Here is a 15,080-nt window from a genome sequence, read left to right as displayed (position 1 = left end):
TTATTTAATAATCAGCCGATTATCATGTGTTAAATCAAGGAGTCTTATAAAAATCATTATGTTAATAAAAAAATATTGGGAATTAGTGTTTTGCGTTTTGTCAGTCCAGAAAAAGTTTGTACCTTTGCCCTCGCTTAAAAAAATATTTTATAAATGCCAACAATTTCACAATTAGTACGAAAAGGAAGAGCTAAAATAGCCAAGAAGAGTAAATCGGCTGCTTTGGATTCTTGTCCTCAACGTCGAGGTGTATGTACGCGTGTATACACTACTACCCCTAAGAAGCCGAACTCTGCGATGCGTAAGGTAGCGCGTGTTCGCCTAACCAATGGGAATGAAGTGAATGCGTATATCCCTGGAGAAGGACATAACCTCCAAGAGCACTCGATAGTATTGGTAAGAGGCGGAAGAGTAAAAGATTTACCAGGGGTACGTTACCACATTGTACGTGGAGCATTGGATACTGCTGGGGTAAATGGAAGAACCCAAAGACGCTCTAAGTATGGAGCTAAACGCCCTAAACCAGGACAAGCAGCAGCTGCACCAGCAAAAGGAAAGAAAAAGTAAATTTTTAAAACCGTCTAAAACAACCAAATGAGAAAGAGACAAGCTAAGAAAAGACCTCTTTTACCAGATGCAAAATACAATGACCAGTTGGTTACTCGCTTTGTGAACAACCTGATGTGGGATGGTAAAAAGTCAGTGGCTTTTAAGATTTTCTATGATGCTATTGACATTGTAGAACAAAAGAAAAATAATGAGGAGAAAACGGCTTTGGAAGTGTGGAAAGATGCGCTCTCCAATGTAATGCCTCATGTGGAAGTGCGCTCCCGCCGTGTGGGAGGTGCTACCTTCCAAATCCCTATGCAAATTCGTCCAGACCGTAAAGTGTCTATGGCTATGAAGTGGCTTATAGGCTATGCGCGTAAGAGAAATGAAAAATCAATGGCTCAAAAGTTAGCAGCAGAAATCCTTTCCGCTGCCAAAGAAGAAGGAGCTGCTGTGAAGAAAAAGATGGATACACATAAGATGGCAGAAGCTAATAAGGCATTCTCTCACTTTAGATTTTAATTTGTAGTAGTATGAGTAGAGATTTAAAATATACAAGAAATATTGGTATCGCAGCACATATTGATGCGGGTAAGACCACTACTACTGAGCGTATTCTTTTCTATACAGGGAAAACGCATAAAATCGGTGAAGTACACGAAGGAGCAGCTACCATGGACTGGATGGAACAAGAGGCAGAACGAGGAATTACCATTACCTCAGCAGCGACTACCTGTAAATGGAATTTCCCTACAGAGAATGGAAAACCTACTGCCGATGCAAAAGAATATCACTTCAATATTATTGATACCCCAGGGCACGTGGATTTCACTGTGGAAGTGAATCGTTCACTCCGTGTATTGGACGGATTGGTATTCCTGTTCTCCGCAGTGGATGGAGTAGAGCCTCAATCCGAAACCAACTGGCGTCTTGCAGATAACTATAAGGTGCCTCGTATGGGCTTTGTGAATAAGATGGACAGACAAGGTTCTGACTTCTTGAGAGTATGCCAGCAGGTAAGAGATATGCTCAAATCCAATGCCGTACCAATCGTACTTCCTATTGGTGAAGAAGCTGATTTCAAAGGAGTAGTGGATTTGATCAAAAACCGAGCTATCGTTTGGCATGATGAAACTCAAGGAGCTACTTTTGATGTTGTAGAAATCCCTGAGGATATGAAAGCGGATGTGGCTAAATATCGTGCTAAACTTATTGAAGAAGTGGCAGGATATGATGAAGGTCTTTTGGAAAAATTCATGGAAGATGAGAATTCCATCTCTGAAGAAGAAATTCATAGAGCACTTCGCGCAGCAGTAATGGATATGGCTATTATTCCGATGACCTGTGGTTCTTCCTTCAAGAATAAGGGAGTACAGTTCATGTTGGATGCTGTATGCCGTTATTTGCCTTCTCCTTTGGATAAGGAAGCTATTGAGGGGACTAACCCTGAAACAGGTGAGCCTGCCGTACGTAAGCCTTCTGTGGATGCCCCTTTTGCTGCATTAGCATTTAAGATTGCTACTGACCCTTATGTAGGTCGTTTGGCTTTCTTCCGTGCCTATTCAGGACACTTGGATGCAGGATCTTATGTACTGAACACTCGTTCAGGAAGCAAAGAGCGTATCTCTCGTATCTACCAAATGCATGCTAATAAACAAAATCCAATTGAATACATTGAAGCAGGAGATATTGGAGCTGCAGTAGGTTTCAAGGATATCAAAACAGGGGATACCCTTTGTGATGAAAAATATCCTATTGTACTGGAAAGTATGATATTCCCAGATCCAGTGATTGGTATTGCGGTAGAGCCTAAAACAAAGGCTGATGTAGATAAATTAGGAATGGCTTTAGCTAAGCTTGCTGAAGAAGACCCAACTTTCCAAGTTAAAACAGACCAAGCCTCTGGGCAGACTATTATTTCTGGTATGGGCGAACTTCACTTGGATATTATCGTTGACCGACTCAAGCGTGAGTTCAAGGTGGAAGTAAACCAAGGAGAGCCACAAGTAGAGTACAAAGAAGCTATTACAGGTAAGGCTGACCACCGTGAAGTGTACAAGAAACAAACAGGGGGTCGAGGTAAGTTTGCTGATATTGTCTTTACAATGGAGCCTGCCGAAGAAGGAAAAGCAGGTTTGGAATTTATCAATGAAATCAAGGGCGGTAATATTCCAAAGGAATATATCCCTTCTATAGAAAAAGGATTCAAAGATGCTATGAAGAACGGACCTTTAGCGGGCTTTGAAATGGATGCCATGAAGATTACCCTTAAGGATGGTTCTTTCCACCCTGTGGATTCTGACTCCCTATCATTTGAATTAGCAGCTAAGTTAGGATACAAAGAAGCTGCCCGTGCTGCAAAGGCAGTGCTTATGGAACCTATCATGAAATTGGAAGTAATTACTCCAGAAGAAAATATGGGGGATATCGTAGGAGACCTTAACCGTCGCCGCGGTCAAGTAAATGATATGGGTGACAGGAATGGCGCCAAAGTAATTAAAGCCAACGTACCTCTTTCTGAAATGTTTGGTTATGTAACTACTCTTAGAACCCTTTCTTCAGGGCGCGCTACATCTACTATGGAATTCTCTCATTATGCTGAGACACCTTCCAATATTGCAGAAGAAGTGATCAAAAAAGCAAGAGGTGGTAATTAATTTGTAAAGAAATGAGTCAAAAAATTAGAATAAAATTAAAATCTTATGATCATAACTTGGTAGATAAATCTGCTGAGAAAATCGTAAAAACAGTAAAATCAACAGGAGCAGGAGTTGTAGGACCTATTCCTCTTCCTACTCATAAGAAGTTATTTACGGTACTTCGCTCTCCACACGTGAATAAGAAAGCGAGAGAACAGTTTCAATTAAGTTCATATAAGCGCTTATTGGATATTTATAGTTCTTCTCCTAAAACTATTGACGCTCTTATGAAGCTTGAGCTTCCTAGTGGAGTAGAAGTAGAGATCAAAGTATGATAGAGCAAAACCAAAGGTTTGCTTGACTTGTCCCAAAACAATAGCGTGAGGGAAAAACGGTTAAACGAATTGATATTCAGGGTTGAAATATTTAACCCTGAATTTCAAATTGTAAAATTAGGAAAATTTCAGAATTATAGTGGAGTCTTCCTTGATTTTATTATAACTAAAAAGTAAGTTTAAATTAAATTTTTTAAATATGTCTGGGTTAATTGGAAAAAAAGTAGGCATGACCAGTATTTTTGATGAGAATGGGAAGAATATCCCATGTACCATCATAGAAGCGGGTCCATGTGTAGTTACCCAAGTCAGAACCAAAGAGGTTGACGGGTATGAAGCTCTTCAACTTGGTTTCGATGACAAAAAAGAGAAGCACACCAATAAAGCAGCAGCAGGTCACTTTGCTAAAGCAGGTATTTCTCCTAAGAAGAAACTTATCGAATTCCAAGGATTTGAGAGCACTTACAAATTAGGTGATACAATTACAGCCGAGTTCTTTGTAGAAGGTGAGTTCGTGGATGTAACAGGGACTTCTAAGGGAAAAGGATTTCAAGGGGTTGTGCGCCGACACGGTTTTGGAGGAGTGGGACAATCTACTCACGGTCAGCATAACCGACTTAGAGCTCCAGGTTCAGTAGGAGCCTCTTCTTATCCTTCACGCGTATTCAAAGGGATGCGTATGGCAGGAAGAATGGGAGCTGAAAAAGTAACAGTACAAAACTTAAGAGTGTTAAAAGTGATTCCTGAAAAGAACCTCCTTATCCTAAAAGGATGTGTTCCAGGTCATAAAAATGCTTATGTAACGATTCATAAATAATGGAAGTAGCAGTATTAAATATACAAGGAAAAGAAACAGGAAGAAAGGTTACTCTTTCTGAGGCTGTTTTCGGGATTGAGCCTAATAATCATACTATTTATTTGGATATCAAACAATACTTAGCCAACCAACGTCAAGGAACTCATAAGTCCAAAGAACGTAATGAAGTGGCAGGAAGTACCCGTAAGATTAAAAAGCAAAAAGGGACAGGTACTGCTCGTGCAGGTAGTGTGAAATCCCCTGTATTTGTAGGAGGAGGACGCGTATTTGGACCTCGCCCTAAGGATTATACTCAAAAACTCAATAAAAAAGTAAAACGACTTGCACGTCGTTCTGTATTGAGCCAAAAAGCACAACAAGGGACTATTATTGTATTGGAAGATTTTAATTTTGAAACTCCTAAAACAAAGGATTTTACTCAAATTTTAGCAGCTCTTGGTATCCAAGATAAAAAATCTCTTTTTGTATTGGCGGATACAAATAAAAATGTATATTTGTCCTCTCGTAATATCCCTTCTGTGAATACGGTAACTGCTTATGAGTTAAACACTTATGATGTAGCTAACGCGACAAATGTGGTATTGTTGGAGAGTGCAGTGGAGGTGATTCAATCAAATTTAACAAAGTAAGATTATGAGTATATTGATAAAACCTATTAATACAGAAAAAGCAAATAATGATAGTGAGTTGAGAAACTGTTATACCTTTTCTGTAGACAAAAAGGCTAACAAAATTCAGATAAAGAAAGCTGTTGAAGAAACTTACGGAGTCACTGTTGAGAAAGTACGAACTTTAAATTATGCTCCAAAGCGTTCTGTTCGTTATACTAAAAATGGATTGCAACTTGCACAAACCAATGCAGTGAAAAAAGCAATTGTAAGTGTAAAAGAAGGAAAAACAATAGATTTTTATAACACTATTTAAAAGACCGTATGTCAGTAAGAAAATTGAAACCCACGACTCCTGGTCAGCGTTTTAGAGTGGTAAATAATTACGATGCGATTACCACTGATAAGCCGGAAAAGAGTTTGCTCGTTCCGTTAAAAAAGACAGGGGGGAGAAACAATCAAGGGAAGATGACCATGCGCTATATTGGTGGTGGTCACAAGAAGAAGTATCGTATCATTGATTTCAAGAGAAACAAATTCGGTGTGGAAGCCACTGTAGTTTCAATTGAATATGACCCAAACAGAACAGCATTTATAGCGCTTGTTCAATACACTGACGGGGAAAAGAGGTACATCATTGCTCCTGCAGGACTCAAAGTAGGACAGGTGATTGTATCGGGAGAGAATGCAACTCCTGAAATAGGAAATGCAATGCCTCTTTCACAAGTTCCATTAGGAACAGTCATTAACAGTATTGAGCTCCGCCCAGGGCAGGGAGCTAATATGGCTCGTTCAGCAGGTACTTTTGCTCAGCTAATGGCAAAGGAAGGAAAGTATGCCACTGTGAAGTTGCCTTCAGGAGAAACACGTATGATTTTGCTTACATGTTTGGCTACTATTGGAGCAGTGTCTAACTCAGACCATCAGTTAGTCCTTTCAGGAAAAGCGGGTCGTTCACGCTGGCTTGGGCGCCGTCCTCGTACACGTGCAGTGGTAATGAATCCAGTTGATCACCCAATGGGAGGTGGTGAAGGACGTGCCTCAGGAGGTCATCCACGCTCTCGTAAGGGAATCCCTGCCAAAGGTTATAGAACTCGTTCTAAGACTAAGGCAAGTAATAAGTATATTGTAGAACGTAGAAAGAAATAAGGTAAGATATGGCTCGTTCATTAAAAAAAGGTCCTTATGTTCATTATGCTTTGGAGAAAAAAGTACTCCAAAATAAGGAAACAGGAAAGAAAACCGTGATCAAAACATGGTCAAGAGCATCTATGATTACTCCTGATTTTGTAGGAGAAACTATCGCAGTGCACAATGGAAAACAATTCGTTCCTGTATATATCACTGAAAACATGGTAGGACATAAATTAGGAGAATTTGCACCTACTCGTTCTTTTAGAGGACATGCAGGAGCAAAAAATAAAGGTAAAAAATAAAAGCTATGGGAGTTCGTAAAAGAGAAAAAGCATTAGAGATTAAAGAAGCGAAACAAAAAGTGGCTTTTGCAAAATTGAATAATTGCCCTACATCGCCACGCAAAATGCGTTTAGTGGCAGATTTGGTACGCGGTATTCCCGTAGATAAGGCACTTGCTATTTTAAAGTTCAACCAAAAAGAAGCAGCAACTTCTTTGCACAAGTTATTACTTTCAGCTATTGAAAACTGGAAAGTTAAAAATGAGGGGGTTGATATAGAAACAGCACAAGTATTCATTAAAGAAATCCGCGTAGATGGTGGTGCAATGCTCAAAAGGCTTCGCCCAGCTCCACAAGGAAGAGCACACAGAATTCGCAAACGTTCCAATCACGTAACCATCGTATTAGGAGCTAAAAATAACACTGAAAGCTAAGATAAAGGTATGGGACAAAAAACAAATCCAATAGGAAATCGCCTTGGAATTATCAGAGGATGGGAATCCAACTGGTACGGAGGAAATGACTACGGTGACAAATTGGCTGAGGACGATAAAATCAGAAAATACGTTCATACTCGTTTGTCAAAGGCTAGTGTTTCTCGTGTAATTATTGAAAGAACCTTAAAACTTGTAACCGTTACTATCACTACTGCCCGTCCTGGTAGCATTATCGGAAAAGGAGGACAAGAGGTAGACAAGCTTAAGGAGGAACTTAAGAAAATTACTGGAAAGGATATTCAGATCAATATCTTTGAAATTAAAAGACCAGAACTTGATGCACCCCTTGTAGCAGCAAGTATTGCTCGACAAATTGAAAATCGTATTTCTTACCGTAGAGCAATCAAAATGGCTATTGCCGCTACTATGCGTATGAACGCTGAAGGTATCAAAATTCAAATATCTGGGCGTTTGAATGGAGCTGAAATGGCTCGTTCTGAAAGTTATAAGGAGGGACGTATTCCTCTTTCTACTTTCCGTGCAGATATTGATTATGCTATTGATGAAGCTCATACTACTTATGGACGTATGGGGATCAAGGTATGGATCATGAAAGGTGAAGTATATGGTAAGAGAGAACTTTCTCCATTGGTAGGAATGACTAAGAAAAACCTAAATGGTTCTTCTTCTAAGGAAGGAAACTCAGATGCAAAACGTGCTCGCCGAAGAAAATAATATTAAAATCAGTTAGCAATGTTACAACCAAAAAGAACAAAATATCGTAAGGCACAAAAGGGAAGAATGAAGGGAATTTCCCAAAGAGGACACCAACTCTCTAATGGGACATTCGGTGTTAAATCCTTAGAATCCGCCTTTATCACTGCTCGCCAAATTGAGTCCGCCCGTGTAGCGGCTACCCGTTATATGAAACGTGAAGGACAGCTTTGGATTAAGATCTTCCCAGATAAGCCTATTACCAAGAAACCTTTGGAAGTACGTATGGGGAAAGGAAAAGGGGCTGTTGAATACTGGGTGGCTGTAGTGAAGCCTGGAAGAGTCTTATTTGAAGTAGGAGGTGTACCTTTGGATGTCGCCAAAGAAGCTCTCCGCCTTGCTGCTCAAAAGTTACCCGTAACTACTAAGTTCGTTGTAGCGAGAGATTATCAAGATTAATTTTACTAACAATGAAACAGTCAGAAGTTAAAAATTTATCAGTCGCTGAGCTTGAGCAGAAGCTCACCGAACTTAAGAAAGCATATTCGGGAATGAAAATGGCTCATGCCATTTCTCCAATAGAAAATCCACTTACTATTCGTACTACTCGTAGAGATATTGCCCGTATAGCAAGTGAATTAACCCGTAGAGAATTACAATAATCATTGTGGCTTTAATATGGAAAAGAGAAATATCAGAAAAGAAAGAATAGGGGTTGTTACCAGTAATAAAATGGAAAAATCCATTGTGGTATCTGTCGTAAAACGTGTAAAACACCCTATGTACGGAAAATTCGTATTGCAAACTAAAAAGTTTGTTGCACACGATGAAAAAAATGACTGCAATATCGGTGATACCGTGCGCATTATGGAAACACGCCCACTTAGTAAAACTAAATGTTGGCGATTAGTAGAAATCATAGAAAGAGCGAAGTAATTATGGTACAACAAGAATCAAGATTAAAAGTAGCAGATAACACAGGAGCCAAAGAAGTTTTGACTATTCGTGTACTTGGAGGAACCAAACGTCGTTATGCTTCTGTGGGGGATAAAATCGTTGTTACCGTAAAGGAAGCAACCCCTAATGGAAGTATAAAAAAAGGACAAGTTTCCACTGCTGTAGTAGTAAGAACAAAAAAAGAAGTAAGGCGCCAAGATGGTTCTTATATTCGTTTTGATGAAAATGCTTGCGTACTACTGAATGCTGCTGGTGAAATGAGAGGTACCCGTGTCTTCGGTCCTGTAGCACGTGAACTCCGTGACAAGCAGTTTATGAAAATTGTGTCATTAGCACCTGAGGTGCTTTAATCTATGCAATGATGATAAAGCTAAAAATAAAAACAGGCGATACAGTACAGGTAATCGCTGGCGACCACAAAGGGGAAAAAGGAAAAGTACTCAAAGTGGATCGTGAAAAGAACAGAGCTATCGTGGAAGGTGTGAACTTAGTATCAAAACATACCAAACCCAGTGCACAAAATCCTCAAGGAGGCATTGTCAAAAAGGAAGCTCCTATCCATATTTCTAACCTTTCTCTCTTAGACCCTAAGAGTGGTGAGGTAACCCGTGTAGGATATGAAGTGCGTGATGGCAAAAAAATAAGAATTTCTAAAAAATCAAAACAAGTAGTGTAATTATGACATATATACCTAGACTCAAACAGGAATATAAGGAGCGCATAATTGCAGCTCTTAAAGAAGAATTTGGTTACAAAAATGTAATGCAAGTTCCTAAACTTGAAAAAATTGTAGTAAGCCGTGGAGTAGGGGCTGCTGTTGCAGATAAAAAGCAAATAGAATATGCCGTAGAGGAACTTACTAAGATTACAGGTCAAAAAGCCGTAGCAACTACTTCTAAAAAGGATGTAGCTTCTTTCAAGCTCCGTCGCGGTATGTCCATTGGAGCTAAAGTTACTCTTCGTGGAGAGCGTATGTACGAATTTTTGGACAGACTTATTACTACAGCTCTACCTCGTGTGAGAGATTTTCAAGGAGTAAAAGCAACAGGATTTGACGGACGTGGTAACTATAACTTAGGTATTACTGAGCAAATTATCTTCCCTGAAATTGATATTGACAAAATCAATAAAATTGCAGGTATGGATATTACTTTCGTTACTTCTGCTCATACAGATAAAGAAGCAAAATCATTATTAACCGAATTAGGATTACCTTTTAAAAAGAATTAATATGGCGAAAGAATCAATGAAAGCTCGTGAAGTCAAAAGAGCTAAATTGGTAGCAAAATATGCAGAAAAACGCAAAGCTCTTAAAAAAGCTGGTGATTATGAAGCATTACAGAAACTACCTAAGAATGCATCTCCTGTACGCTTGCATAATCGTTGCAAACTCACAGGTCGCCCTAAAGGATATATGCGCACATTTGGAATCTCTCGTGTGCTTTTCCGTGAAATGGCAAATAAAGGACTTATTCCGGGTGTAAAAAAAGCAAGTTGGTAATTAAAAAAGAAAAATTATGTACACAGACCCAATCGCGGACTATTTGACAAGAATTCGCAACGCCAGTAGTGCAGGGCATCGAGTAGTAGAAATCCCAGCTTCAAACCTCAAAAAGGAGATTACCAAAATCCTTTTTGATCAAGGCTATATTCTTAGCTATAAGTTTGAAGAAAATGATATACAAGGAATCATCAAGATAGCCCTCAAATACGATAAAGAAACTAAGGAACCTGTTATCAGAAAAATTGTACGTGTAAGCACCCCAGGGCTCCGCAGATATGTAGGGGCTAGCAAACTTCCACGTGTGCTCAATGGACTTGGAATCACTATCGTTTCTACCTCTCAAGGGGTAATGACTGGCAAACAAGCCAGAGCCCTTAATATAGGAGGAGAAGTAATTTGTAATGTTTACTAAAAAAATAGACTTAAAGCAATGTCAAGAATAGGTAAAGCACCCATCAGTATTCCTCAAGGAGTAACAGTTACTATCAAAGATAATATCGTTACTGTGAAAGGGAAACTCGGCGAATTAACCCAAGTGGTTAAAGGCGCTGTTATAAAGCAAGAAGATGGACAACTCATAGTGGAAAGACAAGGAGATACTAAGCAAAGCAATGCCTTACATGGTCTCTATCGTGCCTTACTACATAATATGGTAGTAGGAGTATCTGAAGGTTTTACCAAAGAGTTAGAACTTGTGGGGGTAGGGTACCGTGCAACTAATCAGGGACAAAAACTTGATTTAGCACTTGGTTTCTCTCATAACATCCTTATGGAACTCCCTCAAGAAATTAAATTAGAGACAATTAATGAAAAAGGGAAAAACCCGATCATTAAGCTTACTTCTCACGATAAACAATTACTCGGACAAGTAGCAGCTAAAATTCGTTCTTTCCGTAAACCAGAACCTTACAAAGGAAAAGGTGTCAAGTTTGTAGGGGAAGAACTTAGAAGAAAAGCAGGTAAATCAGCTTAAAACGTAACATAATGGCATTATCAAAAATAGAAAGAAGACAACGTATCAAGTACAGAATCAAAAAGACCGTTTCTGGAACTCCTGAAAGACCTCGTTTGGTTGTTTTTAGAAGCAATAGTGAAATCTATGCACAAATTATAGATGATACCAAGGGTGTTACTTTAGTAGCAGCCTCATCACGTGATAAAGATTTGAAATTATCAGGTACCAAAACTGAAAAAGCTAAGCAAGTAGGTGAATCCATTGCTAAGAAAGCGCTTGCAGCAGGTATTGAAACCATCTCTTTTGACCGAGGGGGTTACTTGTATCATGGACGTGTAAAATCCTTAGCAGAAGGAGCAAGAGAAGGCGGACTTAAATTCTAAGAAACTATGTATCAGAATTATAAAAATGTAGAATATGTAAAACCAAGCGGATTAGAACTAAAGGATCGCTTGGTAGGAGTGCAACGTGTAACTAAAGTTACCAAAGGAGGACGTGCTTTCGGTTTCTCTGCTATTGTAGTGGTAGGAGATGAGAATGGAGTCGTAGGACAGGGCTTAGGCAAATCCAAAGAAGTATCTGACGCTATTGCTAAAGCAGTAGAAGATGCAAAGAAGAATTTAGTACGTATTCCCCTTAATGGGACTACCCTTCCTCATGAACAAAAAGGGAAATTTGGAGGTGCTCGTGTATATCTCCAACCAGCAGCTGAAGGTACTGGAGTAATCGCTGGAGGTGCAGTACGTGCCGTATTGGAAGCCGTAGGTGTACATAACGTACTTTCTAAATCACAAGGCTCTTCTAACCCTCACAATGTAGTAAAAGCAACTTTTGATGCACTCTTAAAACTTAGAAGTGCTAAGAGAATTGCTGAGCAAAGAGGAGTTTCCTTAGAAAAAATGTTTAAAGGTTAAAAACAAGCACTATGGCAAAGAATATTATCGTAACACAAATACGTAGTAGCATAAAACGTGCCAAAACTCAAAAGTTAACTCTCGCCTCTTTGGGCTTGGGAGCTATTGGTAAGTCGGTAACTCATGAGGCTACCCCAAGTATCTTGGGAATGGTTAATAAAGTAAAACACTTAGTTTCTGTACAAGAAGCATAACAAAAAAGTAGCATTTAATTATGAATTTAAGTAATTTGAAACCTGCACAAGGTTCAGTACACAAAGAAGGGAAGCGCGTAGGTAGAGGACAAGGTTCAGGTAAAGGAGGCACCTCCACACGTGGACACAAAGGAGCTAAATCTCGCTCTGGGTTCGCTACCAAAATTGGCTTTGAAGGAGGACAGATGCCTCTTCAACGTCGCGTACCAAAATTTGGTTTCAAAAACTTCAACCGTAAGGAATATACAGGTATCAACCTTGGAAAACTACAAGAATTAGTGGATAAGGGGATTGTTACCGATACTGTAAATATAGATATTTTAGTAGAAAATCGTTTAGCTAAAAGATCTGATTTAGTAAAGATTCTTGGTGGAGGAGAGTTAAAAACAAAACTTAAAATCTCTGTTCATAAATTTACAGCTAGCGCTAAAGAAGCCGTTGAAAAATTAGGAGGAGAAGCTATAACGCTCTAATATAATATCTTATGAAGAAGTTTGTAGAGACCTTAACGAATGTTTGGAAAATAGAGGAATTACGTAACCGTATTATCCTTACTTTGGGAATTCTTTTGGTATATCGCTTTGGTGCACATATCATTCTTCCAGGGATTGATGCGGAGAAATTAAGTAATCTTACTCAAAAAACTTCGGAAGGAGGTTTGTTAGATATTCTTAATGCTTTCACAGGGGGAGCATTTGCTAAAGCCTCTGTATTTGCCTTGGGAATTATGCCTTATATCTCTGCCTCTATTGTGGTACAGCTTATGGGAATTGCCATTCCTTATTTGCAAAAGTTACAACAAGAAGGAGAAAGTGGACGTAGGCGAATCAATCAGATTACACGTTGGCTTACTATTGCTATTTGTATTGTTCAAGCTCCTGCCTATCTTTATTCCATCAGTGCTTTGGGAGTCCCTGAAGAAGCCTTCCTTTTAGGAAAAGGATTAAGTTTTATTATTCCTTCAGTAATTATCTTAGTAACAGGAACCATTTTTGCTATGTGGCTTGGTGAGAAAATTACTGATAAAGGAGTGGGGAATGGTATTTCTTTACTTATTATGGTAGGGATTATCGCTCGTATGCCTCATGCTTTCTTCGGTGAGATGAATAGGGTACACAGCCCTATGATTGTAATTGTAGAAATTCTTTTATGGTTATTGGTTATTTTGGGATGTATCTATCTTACTTTGGCTGTAAGACAAATCCCTGTACAATATGCAAGAAGAACTACAGGAGGGCAAGTAGAGAGAAATATCTTTGGAGCAAGACAGTATATTCCTCTGAAGCTTAATTCAGCAGGAGTAATGCCGATCATCTTTGCACAAGCAATTATGTTCGTTCCAGCTGCGCTAGCAGGCCTTTCTAAATCAGATTGGGCAATACGTATCCAGAACGCTTTCCGTTCACCTTTTGAGTTTTGGTATAATGTACTCTTTGGATTGCTTATTATCATCTTCACTTATTTCTACACTGCAATTACTGTTCCAAGTAATAAGATGGCTGATGACCTTAAGCGTAATGGAGGGTTTATACCAGGAGTAAAACCAGGACAGGAAACCAGTGAGTATTTGGATAAGATTATGTCCCTTATCACTTTCCCAGGTTCTTTATTCTTAGTAGCTATTGCAGTACTTCCTGCTATAGTCAATAAGATACCTTTATTGGAGATAGACCAACAATGGGCATTATTCTATGGGGGTACCTCCTTGCTCATCTTGGTAGGGGTAGCTATTGATACAATGCAACAAGTGAATTCATATCTACTCAACCGTCATTACGATGGTCTTATGAAAACAGGTAAAAAGAGGAGATAATGGCAAAGCAAGCAGCGATAGAACAAGATGGGACTATCATAGAGTCACTCTCTAATGCAATGTTCCGTGTGGAGTTGGATAATGGTCATGTGGTAACGGCTCATATATCTGGGAAAATGCGTATGCACTACATAAAGCTCCTTCCTGGTGATAGAGTAAAACTTGAAATGACTCCCTATGACCTTACCAAGGCACGCATTACTTACCGATATTAATAATAAAATTCGTTTTTAAAACAGACAACAGATGAAAGTAAGAGCATCTATTAAGAAAAGAAGCCCTGAGTGCAAGATTGTACGAAGAAAAGGGGTATTGTACGTAATTAATAAAAAGAATCCGAGATTCAAACAAAGACAAGGATAAATTATGGCACGAATAGCAGGTATTGACTTACCAAAACACAAAAGAGGCGTCATAGGACTTACCTATATTTTTGGAATTGGTAAAAGCAGAGCTAAAGAAATTTTAAAAAAAGCTCAAGTAGATGAAGACATCAAAGTAAGCGACTGGAACGATGAGCAAATCACTCGTATCCGTGAAGCAGTTTCATCCTATAAAATAGAGGGAGAATTGCGTTCAGAAGTGCAATTAAATATTAAGCGACTTATGGATATTGGTTGTTACCGTGGTATCCGTCACCGCTCTGGATTGCCTTTACGCGGTCAAAAAACAAAAAATAACTCTCGTACAAGAAAAGGAAAACGAAAAACTGTTGCTAACAAGAAGAAAGCAACTAAATAATAAGTAGCGATATGGCAAAAACAAATACAAAAGTTACCAAAAAACGTAAAGTAGTTATAGAATCTTCAGGAGAAGCACATATCTCAGCTACTTTCAATAATATCATTATCTCCTTAACTAACAAAAAGGGAGATGTGATTTCTTGGTCTTCTGCAGGAAAGATGAAGTTCAGAGGCTCTAAAAAGAATACTCCTTATGCTGCTCAAGTAGCTGCTGAAGATGCCGCTAAAATGGCTTTTGACGCAGGACTTAAGAAAGTACGGGTATTCGTAAAGGGTCCTGGAGTAGGTAGAGAGTCTGCCATCAGAAGTATTCATAATGCTGGGATAGAAGTTACTGAAATTGTTGATGTAACTCCACTTCCTCACAATGGTTGTCGTCCTCCAAAAAGACGTAAAGTATAACAAGTTATAACCTATGGGAGAGGGCTCCGATTATCGAAGGATAAGCCTTAATTCATAATCCTCTCTCACTTTTAAACAAAAAAA

29 protein-coding genes are annotated in these 15,080 nt (G+C 39.0%); all 29 read left to right on the top strand.

Features of this window, described 5'->3' with window-relative positions; genetic code table 11:
* The first annotated feature begins 153 nt into the window (after positions 1-153).
* The 29 genes from rpsL to rpsK all read left to right on the top strand — a co-directional run bounded on the left by rpsL (position 154) and on the right by rpsK (position 14,996).
* Entirely contained in the window at positions 154-567 is a 414-nt protein-coding gene (gene rpsL, locus VJJ03_RS00430; RefSeq protein ID WP_002666477.1) for a 30S ribosomal protein S12, read from the top strand.
* Between the two features lie 27 nt (positions 568-594).
* A complete protein-coding gene (rpsG, locus tag VJJ03_RS00425) occupies positions 595-1,071 on the top strand; it encodes a 30S ribosomal protein S7 (protein ID WP_009744683.1) in 477 nt (158 codons plus the stop codon).
* Between the two features lie 11 nt (positions 1,072-1,082).
* Positions 1,083-3,206 (top strand): elongation factor G, encoded by a 2,124-nt coding sequence (gene fusA / locus VJJ03_RS00420; protein WP_009744682.1) that lies wholly within the window; start codon positions 1,083-1,085, stop codon positions 3,204-3,206.
* Positions 3,207-3,217: 11 nt separating this feature from the next.
* Positions 3,218-3,523 (top strand): 30S ribosomal protein S10, encoded by a 306-nt coding sequence (gene rpsJ / locus VJJ03_RS00415; RefSeq protein ID WP_002666495.1) that lies wholly within the window; start codon positions 3,218-3,220, stop codon positions 3,521-3,523.
* Positions 3,524-3,722: 199 nt separating this feature from the next.
* Positions 3,723-4,340 carry a 50S ribosomal protein L3 gene (rplC, locus tag VJJ03_RS00410; RefSeq protein WP_009744681.1) on the top strand — a complete coding sequence of 206 codons (618 nt, stop codon included), beginning with the start codon at positions 3,723-3,725 and terminating at the stop codon, positions 4,338-4,340.
* Positions 4,340-4,969, top strand: coding sequence for a 50S ribosomal protein L4 (gene rplD / locus VJJ03_RS00405; RefSeq protein ID WP_323973144.1), 630 nt, complete (start codon positions 4,340-4,342; stop codon positions 4,967-4,969). The genes rplC and rplD overlap by 1 nt, the downstream gene beginning before the upstream one ends.
* A 4-nt stretch (positions 4,970-4,973) precedes the next feature.
* The gene (gene rplW, locus VJJ03_RS00400) at positions 4,974-5,264 is read left to right on the top strand and encodes a 50S ribosomal protein L23 (RefSeq protein WP_009744679.1); all 291 of its coding nucleotides are present in this window, start codon (positions 4,974-4,976) and stop codon (positions 5,262-5,264) included.
* A gap of 8 nt (positions 5,265-5,272) precedes the next feature.
* Positions 5,273-6,097 carry a 50S ribosomal protein L2 gene (rplB, locus tag VJJ03_RS00395; protein ID WP_009744678.1) on the top strand — a complete coding sequence of 275 codons (825 nt, stop codon included), beginning with the start codon at positions 5,273-5,275 and terminating at the stop codon, positions 6,095-6,097.
* Positions 6,098-6,105: 8 nt separating this feature from the next.
* Positions 6,106-6,384 (top strand): 30S ribosomal protein S19, encoded by a 279-nt coding sequence (rpsS, locus tag VJJ03_RS00390; protein WP_009744677.1) that lies wholly within the window; start codon positions 6,106-6,108, stop codon positions 6,382-6,384.
* Positions 6,385-6,389: 5 nt separating this feature from the next.
* Positions 6,390-6,797 (top strand): 50S ribosomal protein L22, encoded by a 408-nt coding sequence (gene rplV, locus VJJ03_RS00385; protein ID WP_323973142.1) that lies wholly within the window; start codon positions 6,390-6,392, stop codon positions 6,795-6,797.
* A gap of 9 nt (positions 6,798-6,806) precedes the next feature.
* A complete protein-coding gene (rpsC, locus tag VJJ03_RS00380; protein WP_009744675.1) occupies positions 6,807-7,535 on the top strand; it encodes a 30S ribosomal protein S3 in 729 nt (242 codons plus the stop codon).
* An 18-nt stretch (positions 7,536-7,553) separates the two neighbouring features.
* Positions 7,554-7,973, top strand: a complete 420-nt coding sequence (gene rplP / locus VJJ03_RS00375) for a 50S ribosomal protein L16 (RefSeq protein ID WP_009744674.1) — start codon at positions 7,554-7,556, stop codon at positions 7,971-7,973.
* A gap of 11 nt (positions 7,974-7,984) precedes the next feature.
* On the top strand, positions 7,985-8,176 hold the full coding sequence (gene rpmC / locus VJJ03_RS00370) for a 50S ribosomal protein L29 (RefSeq protein WP_009744673.1): 192 nt from the start codon (positions 7,985-7,987) through the stop codon (positions 8,174-8,176).
* 16 nt (positions 8,177-8,192) lie between these two features.
* A complete protein-coding gene (gene rpsQ / locus VJJ03_RS00365; RefSeq protein WP_009744672.1) occupies positions 8,193-8,450 on the top strand; it encodes a 30S ribosomal protein S17 in 258 nt (85 codons plus the stop codon).
* A gap of 2 nt (positions 8,451-8,452) precedes the next feature.
* Positions 8,453-8,821 (top strand): 50S ribosomal protein L14, encoded by a 369-nt coding sequence (gene rplN / locus VJJ03_RS00360; RefSeq protein WP_009744671.1) that lies wholly within the window; start codon positions 8,453-8,455, stop codon positions 8,819-8,821.
* A gap of 11 nt (positions 8,822-8,832) precedes the next feature.
* Positions 8,833-9,147, top strand: a complete 315-nt coding sequence (gene rplX, locus VJJ03_RS00355) for a 50S ribosomal protein L24 (RefSeq protein WP_173301480.1) — start codon at positions 8,833-8,835, stop codon at positions 9,145-9,147.
* A gap of 2 nt (positions 9,148-9,149) precedes the next feature.
* On the top strand, positions 9,150-9,701 hold the full coding sequence (rplE, locus tag VJJ03_RS00350) for a 50S ribosomal protein L5 (RefSeq protein WP_009744669.1): 552 nt from the start codon (positions 9,150-9,152) through the stop codon (positions 9,699-9,701).
* A gap of 1 nt (position 9,702) precedes the next feature.
* Positions 9,703-9,972: a 30S ribosomal protein S14 gene (gene rpsN, locus VJJ03_RS00345; RefSeq protein ID WP_009744668.1), complete on the top strand. Its 270-nt coding sequence runs from the start codon at positions 9,703-9,705 to the stop codon at positions 9,970-9,972.
* A 16-nt stretch (positions 9,973-9,988) separates the two neighbouring features.
* Positions 9,989-10,387, top strand: coding sequence for a 30S ribosomal protein S8 (gene rpsH, locus VJJ03_RS00340; RefSeq protein WP_009744667.1), 399 nt, complete (start codon positions 9,989-9,991; stop codon positions 10,385-10,387).
* Positions 10,388-10,405: 18 nt separating this feature from the next.
* Entirely contained in the window at positions 10,406-10,948 is a 543-nt protein-coding gene (rplF, locus tag VJJ03_RS00335; RefSeq protein WP_009744666.1) for a 50S ribosomal protein L6, read from the top strand.
* An 11-nt stretch (positions 10,949-10,959) separates the two neighbouring features.
* On the top strand, positions 10,960-11,313 hold the full coding sequence (gene rplR, locus VJJ03_RS00330) for a 50S ribosomal protein L18 (RefSeq protein ID WP_009744665.1): 354 nt from the start codon (positions 10,960-10,962) through the stop codon (positions 11,311-11,313).
* Positions 11,314-11,319: 6 nt separating this feature from the next.
* Positions 11,320-11,844, top strand: a complete 525-nt coding sequence (rpsE, locus tag VJJ03_RS00325; protein WP_009744664.1) for a 30S ribosomal protein S5 — start codon at positions 11,320-11,322, stop codon at positions 11,842-11,844.
* A gap of 11 nt (positions 11,845-11,855) precedes the next feature.
* Complete coding sequence (gene rpmD / locus VJJ03_RS00320) at positions 11,856-12,038, top strand: 50S ribosomal protein L30 (protein ID WP_009744663.1); 183 nt, start codon at positions 11,856-11,858, stop codon at positions 12,036-12,038.
* A 20-nt stretch (positions 12,039-12,058) separates the two neighbouring features.
* Complete coding sequence (rplO, locus tag VJJ03_RS00315; protein ID WP_009744662.1) at positions 12,059-12,511, top strand: 50S ribosomal protein L15; 453 nt, start codon at positions 12,059-12,061, stop codon at positions 12,509-12,511.
* An 11-nt stretch (positions 12,512-12,522) separates the two neighbouring features.
* Positions 12,523-13,851, top strand: a complete 1,329-nt coding sequence (gene secY, locus VJJ03_RS00310; protein ID WP_009744661.1) for a preprotein translocase subunit SecY — start codon at positions 12,523-12,525, stop codon at positions 13,849-13,851.
* On the top strand, positions 13,851-14,066 hold the full coding sequence (gene infA, locus VJJ03_RS00305) for a translation initiation factor IF-1 (protein WP_002666434.1): 216 nt from the start codon (positions 13,851-13,853) through the stop codon (positions 14,064-14,066). Before secY ends, infA begins: the two co-directional genes overlap by 1 nt.
* A 31-nt stretch (positions 14,067-14,097) precedes the next feature.
* On the top strand, positions 14,098-14,214 hold the full coding sequence (gene ykgO, locus VJJ03_RS00300; protein ID WP_002666762.1) for a type B 50S ribosomal protein L36: 117 nt from the start codon (positions 14,098-14,100) through the stop codon (positions 14,212-14,214).
* A 3-nt stretch (positions 14,215-14,217) separates the two neighbouring features.
* Positions 14,218-14,592, top strand: coding sequence for a 30S ribosomal protein S13 (gene rpsM / locus VJJ03_RS00295; RefSeq protein WP_009744660.1), 375 nt, complete (start codon positions 14,218-14,220; stop codon positions 14,590-14,592).
* Between the two features lie 11 nt (positions 14,593-14,603).
* Complete coding sequence (rpsK, locus tag VJJ03_RS00290) at positions 14,604-14,996, top strand: 30S ribosomal protein S11 (protein ID WP_009744659.1); 393 nt, start codon at positions 14,604-14,606, stop codon at positions 14,994-14,996.
* Positions 14,997-15,080: the final 84 nt, after the last annotated feature.

The sequence above is a fragment of the Capnocytophaga sp. G2 genome, assembly GCF_035282625.1.
Taxonomy (GTDB): Bacteria; Bacteroidota; Bacteroidia; order Flavobacteriales; family Flavobacteriaceae; genus Capnocytophaga.
This window is presented reverse-complemented; position numbering and strand designations above follow the sequence as displayed.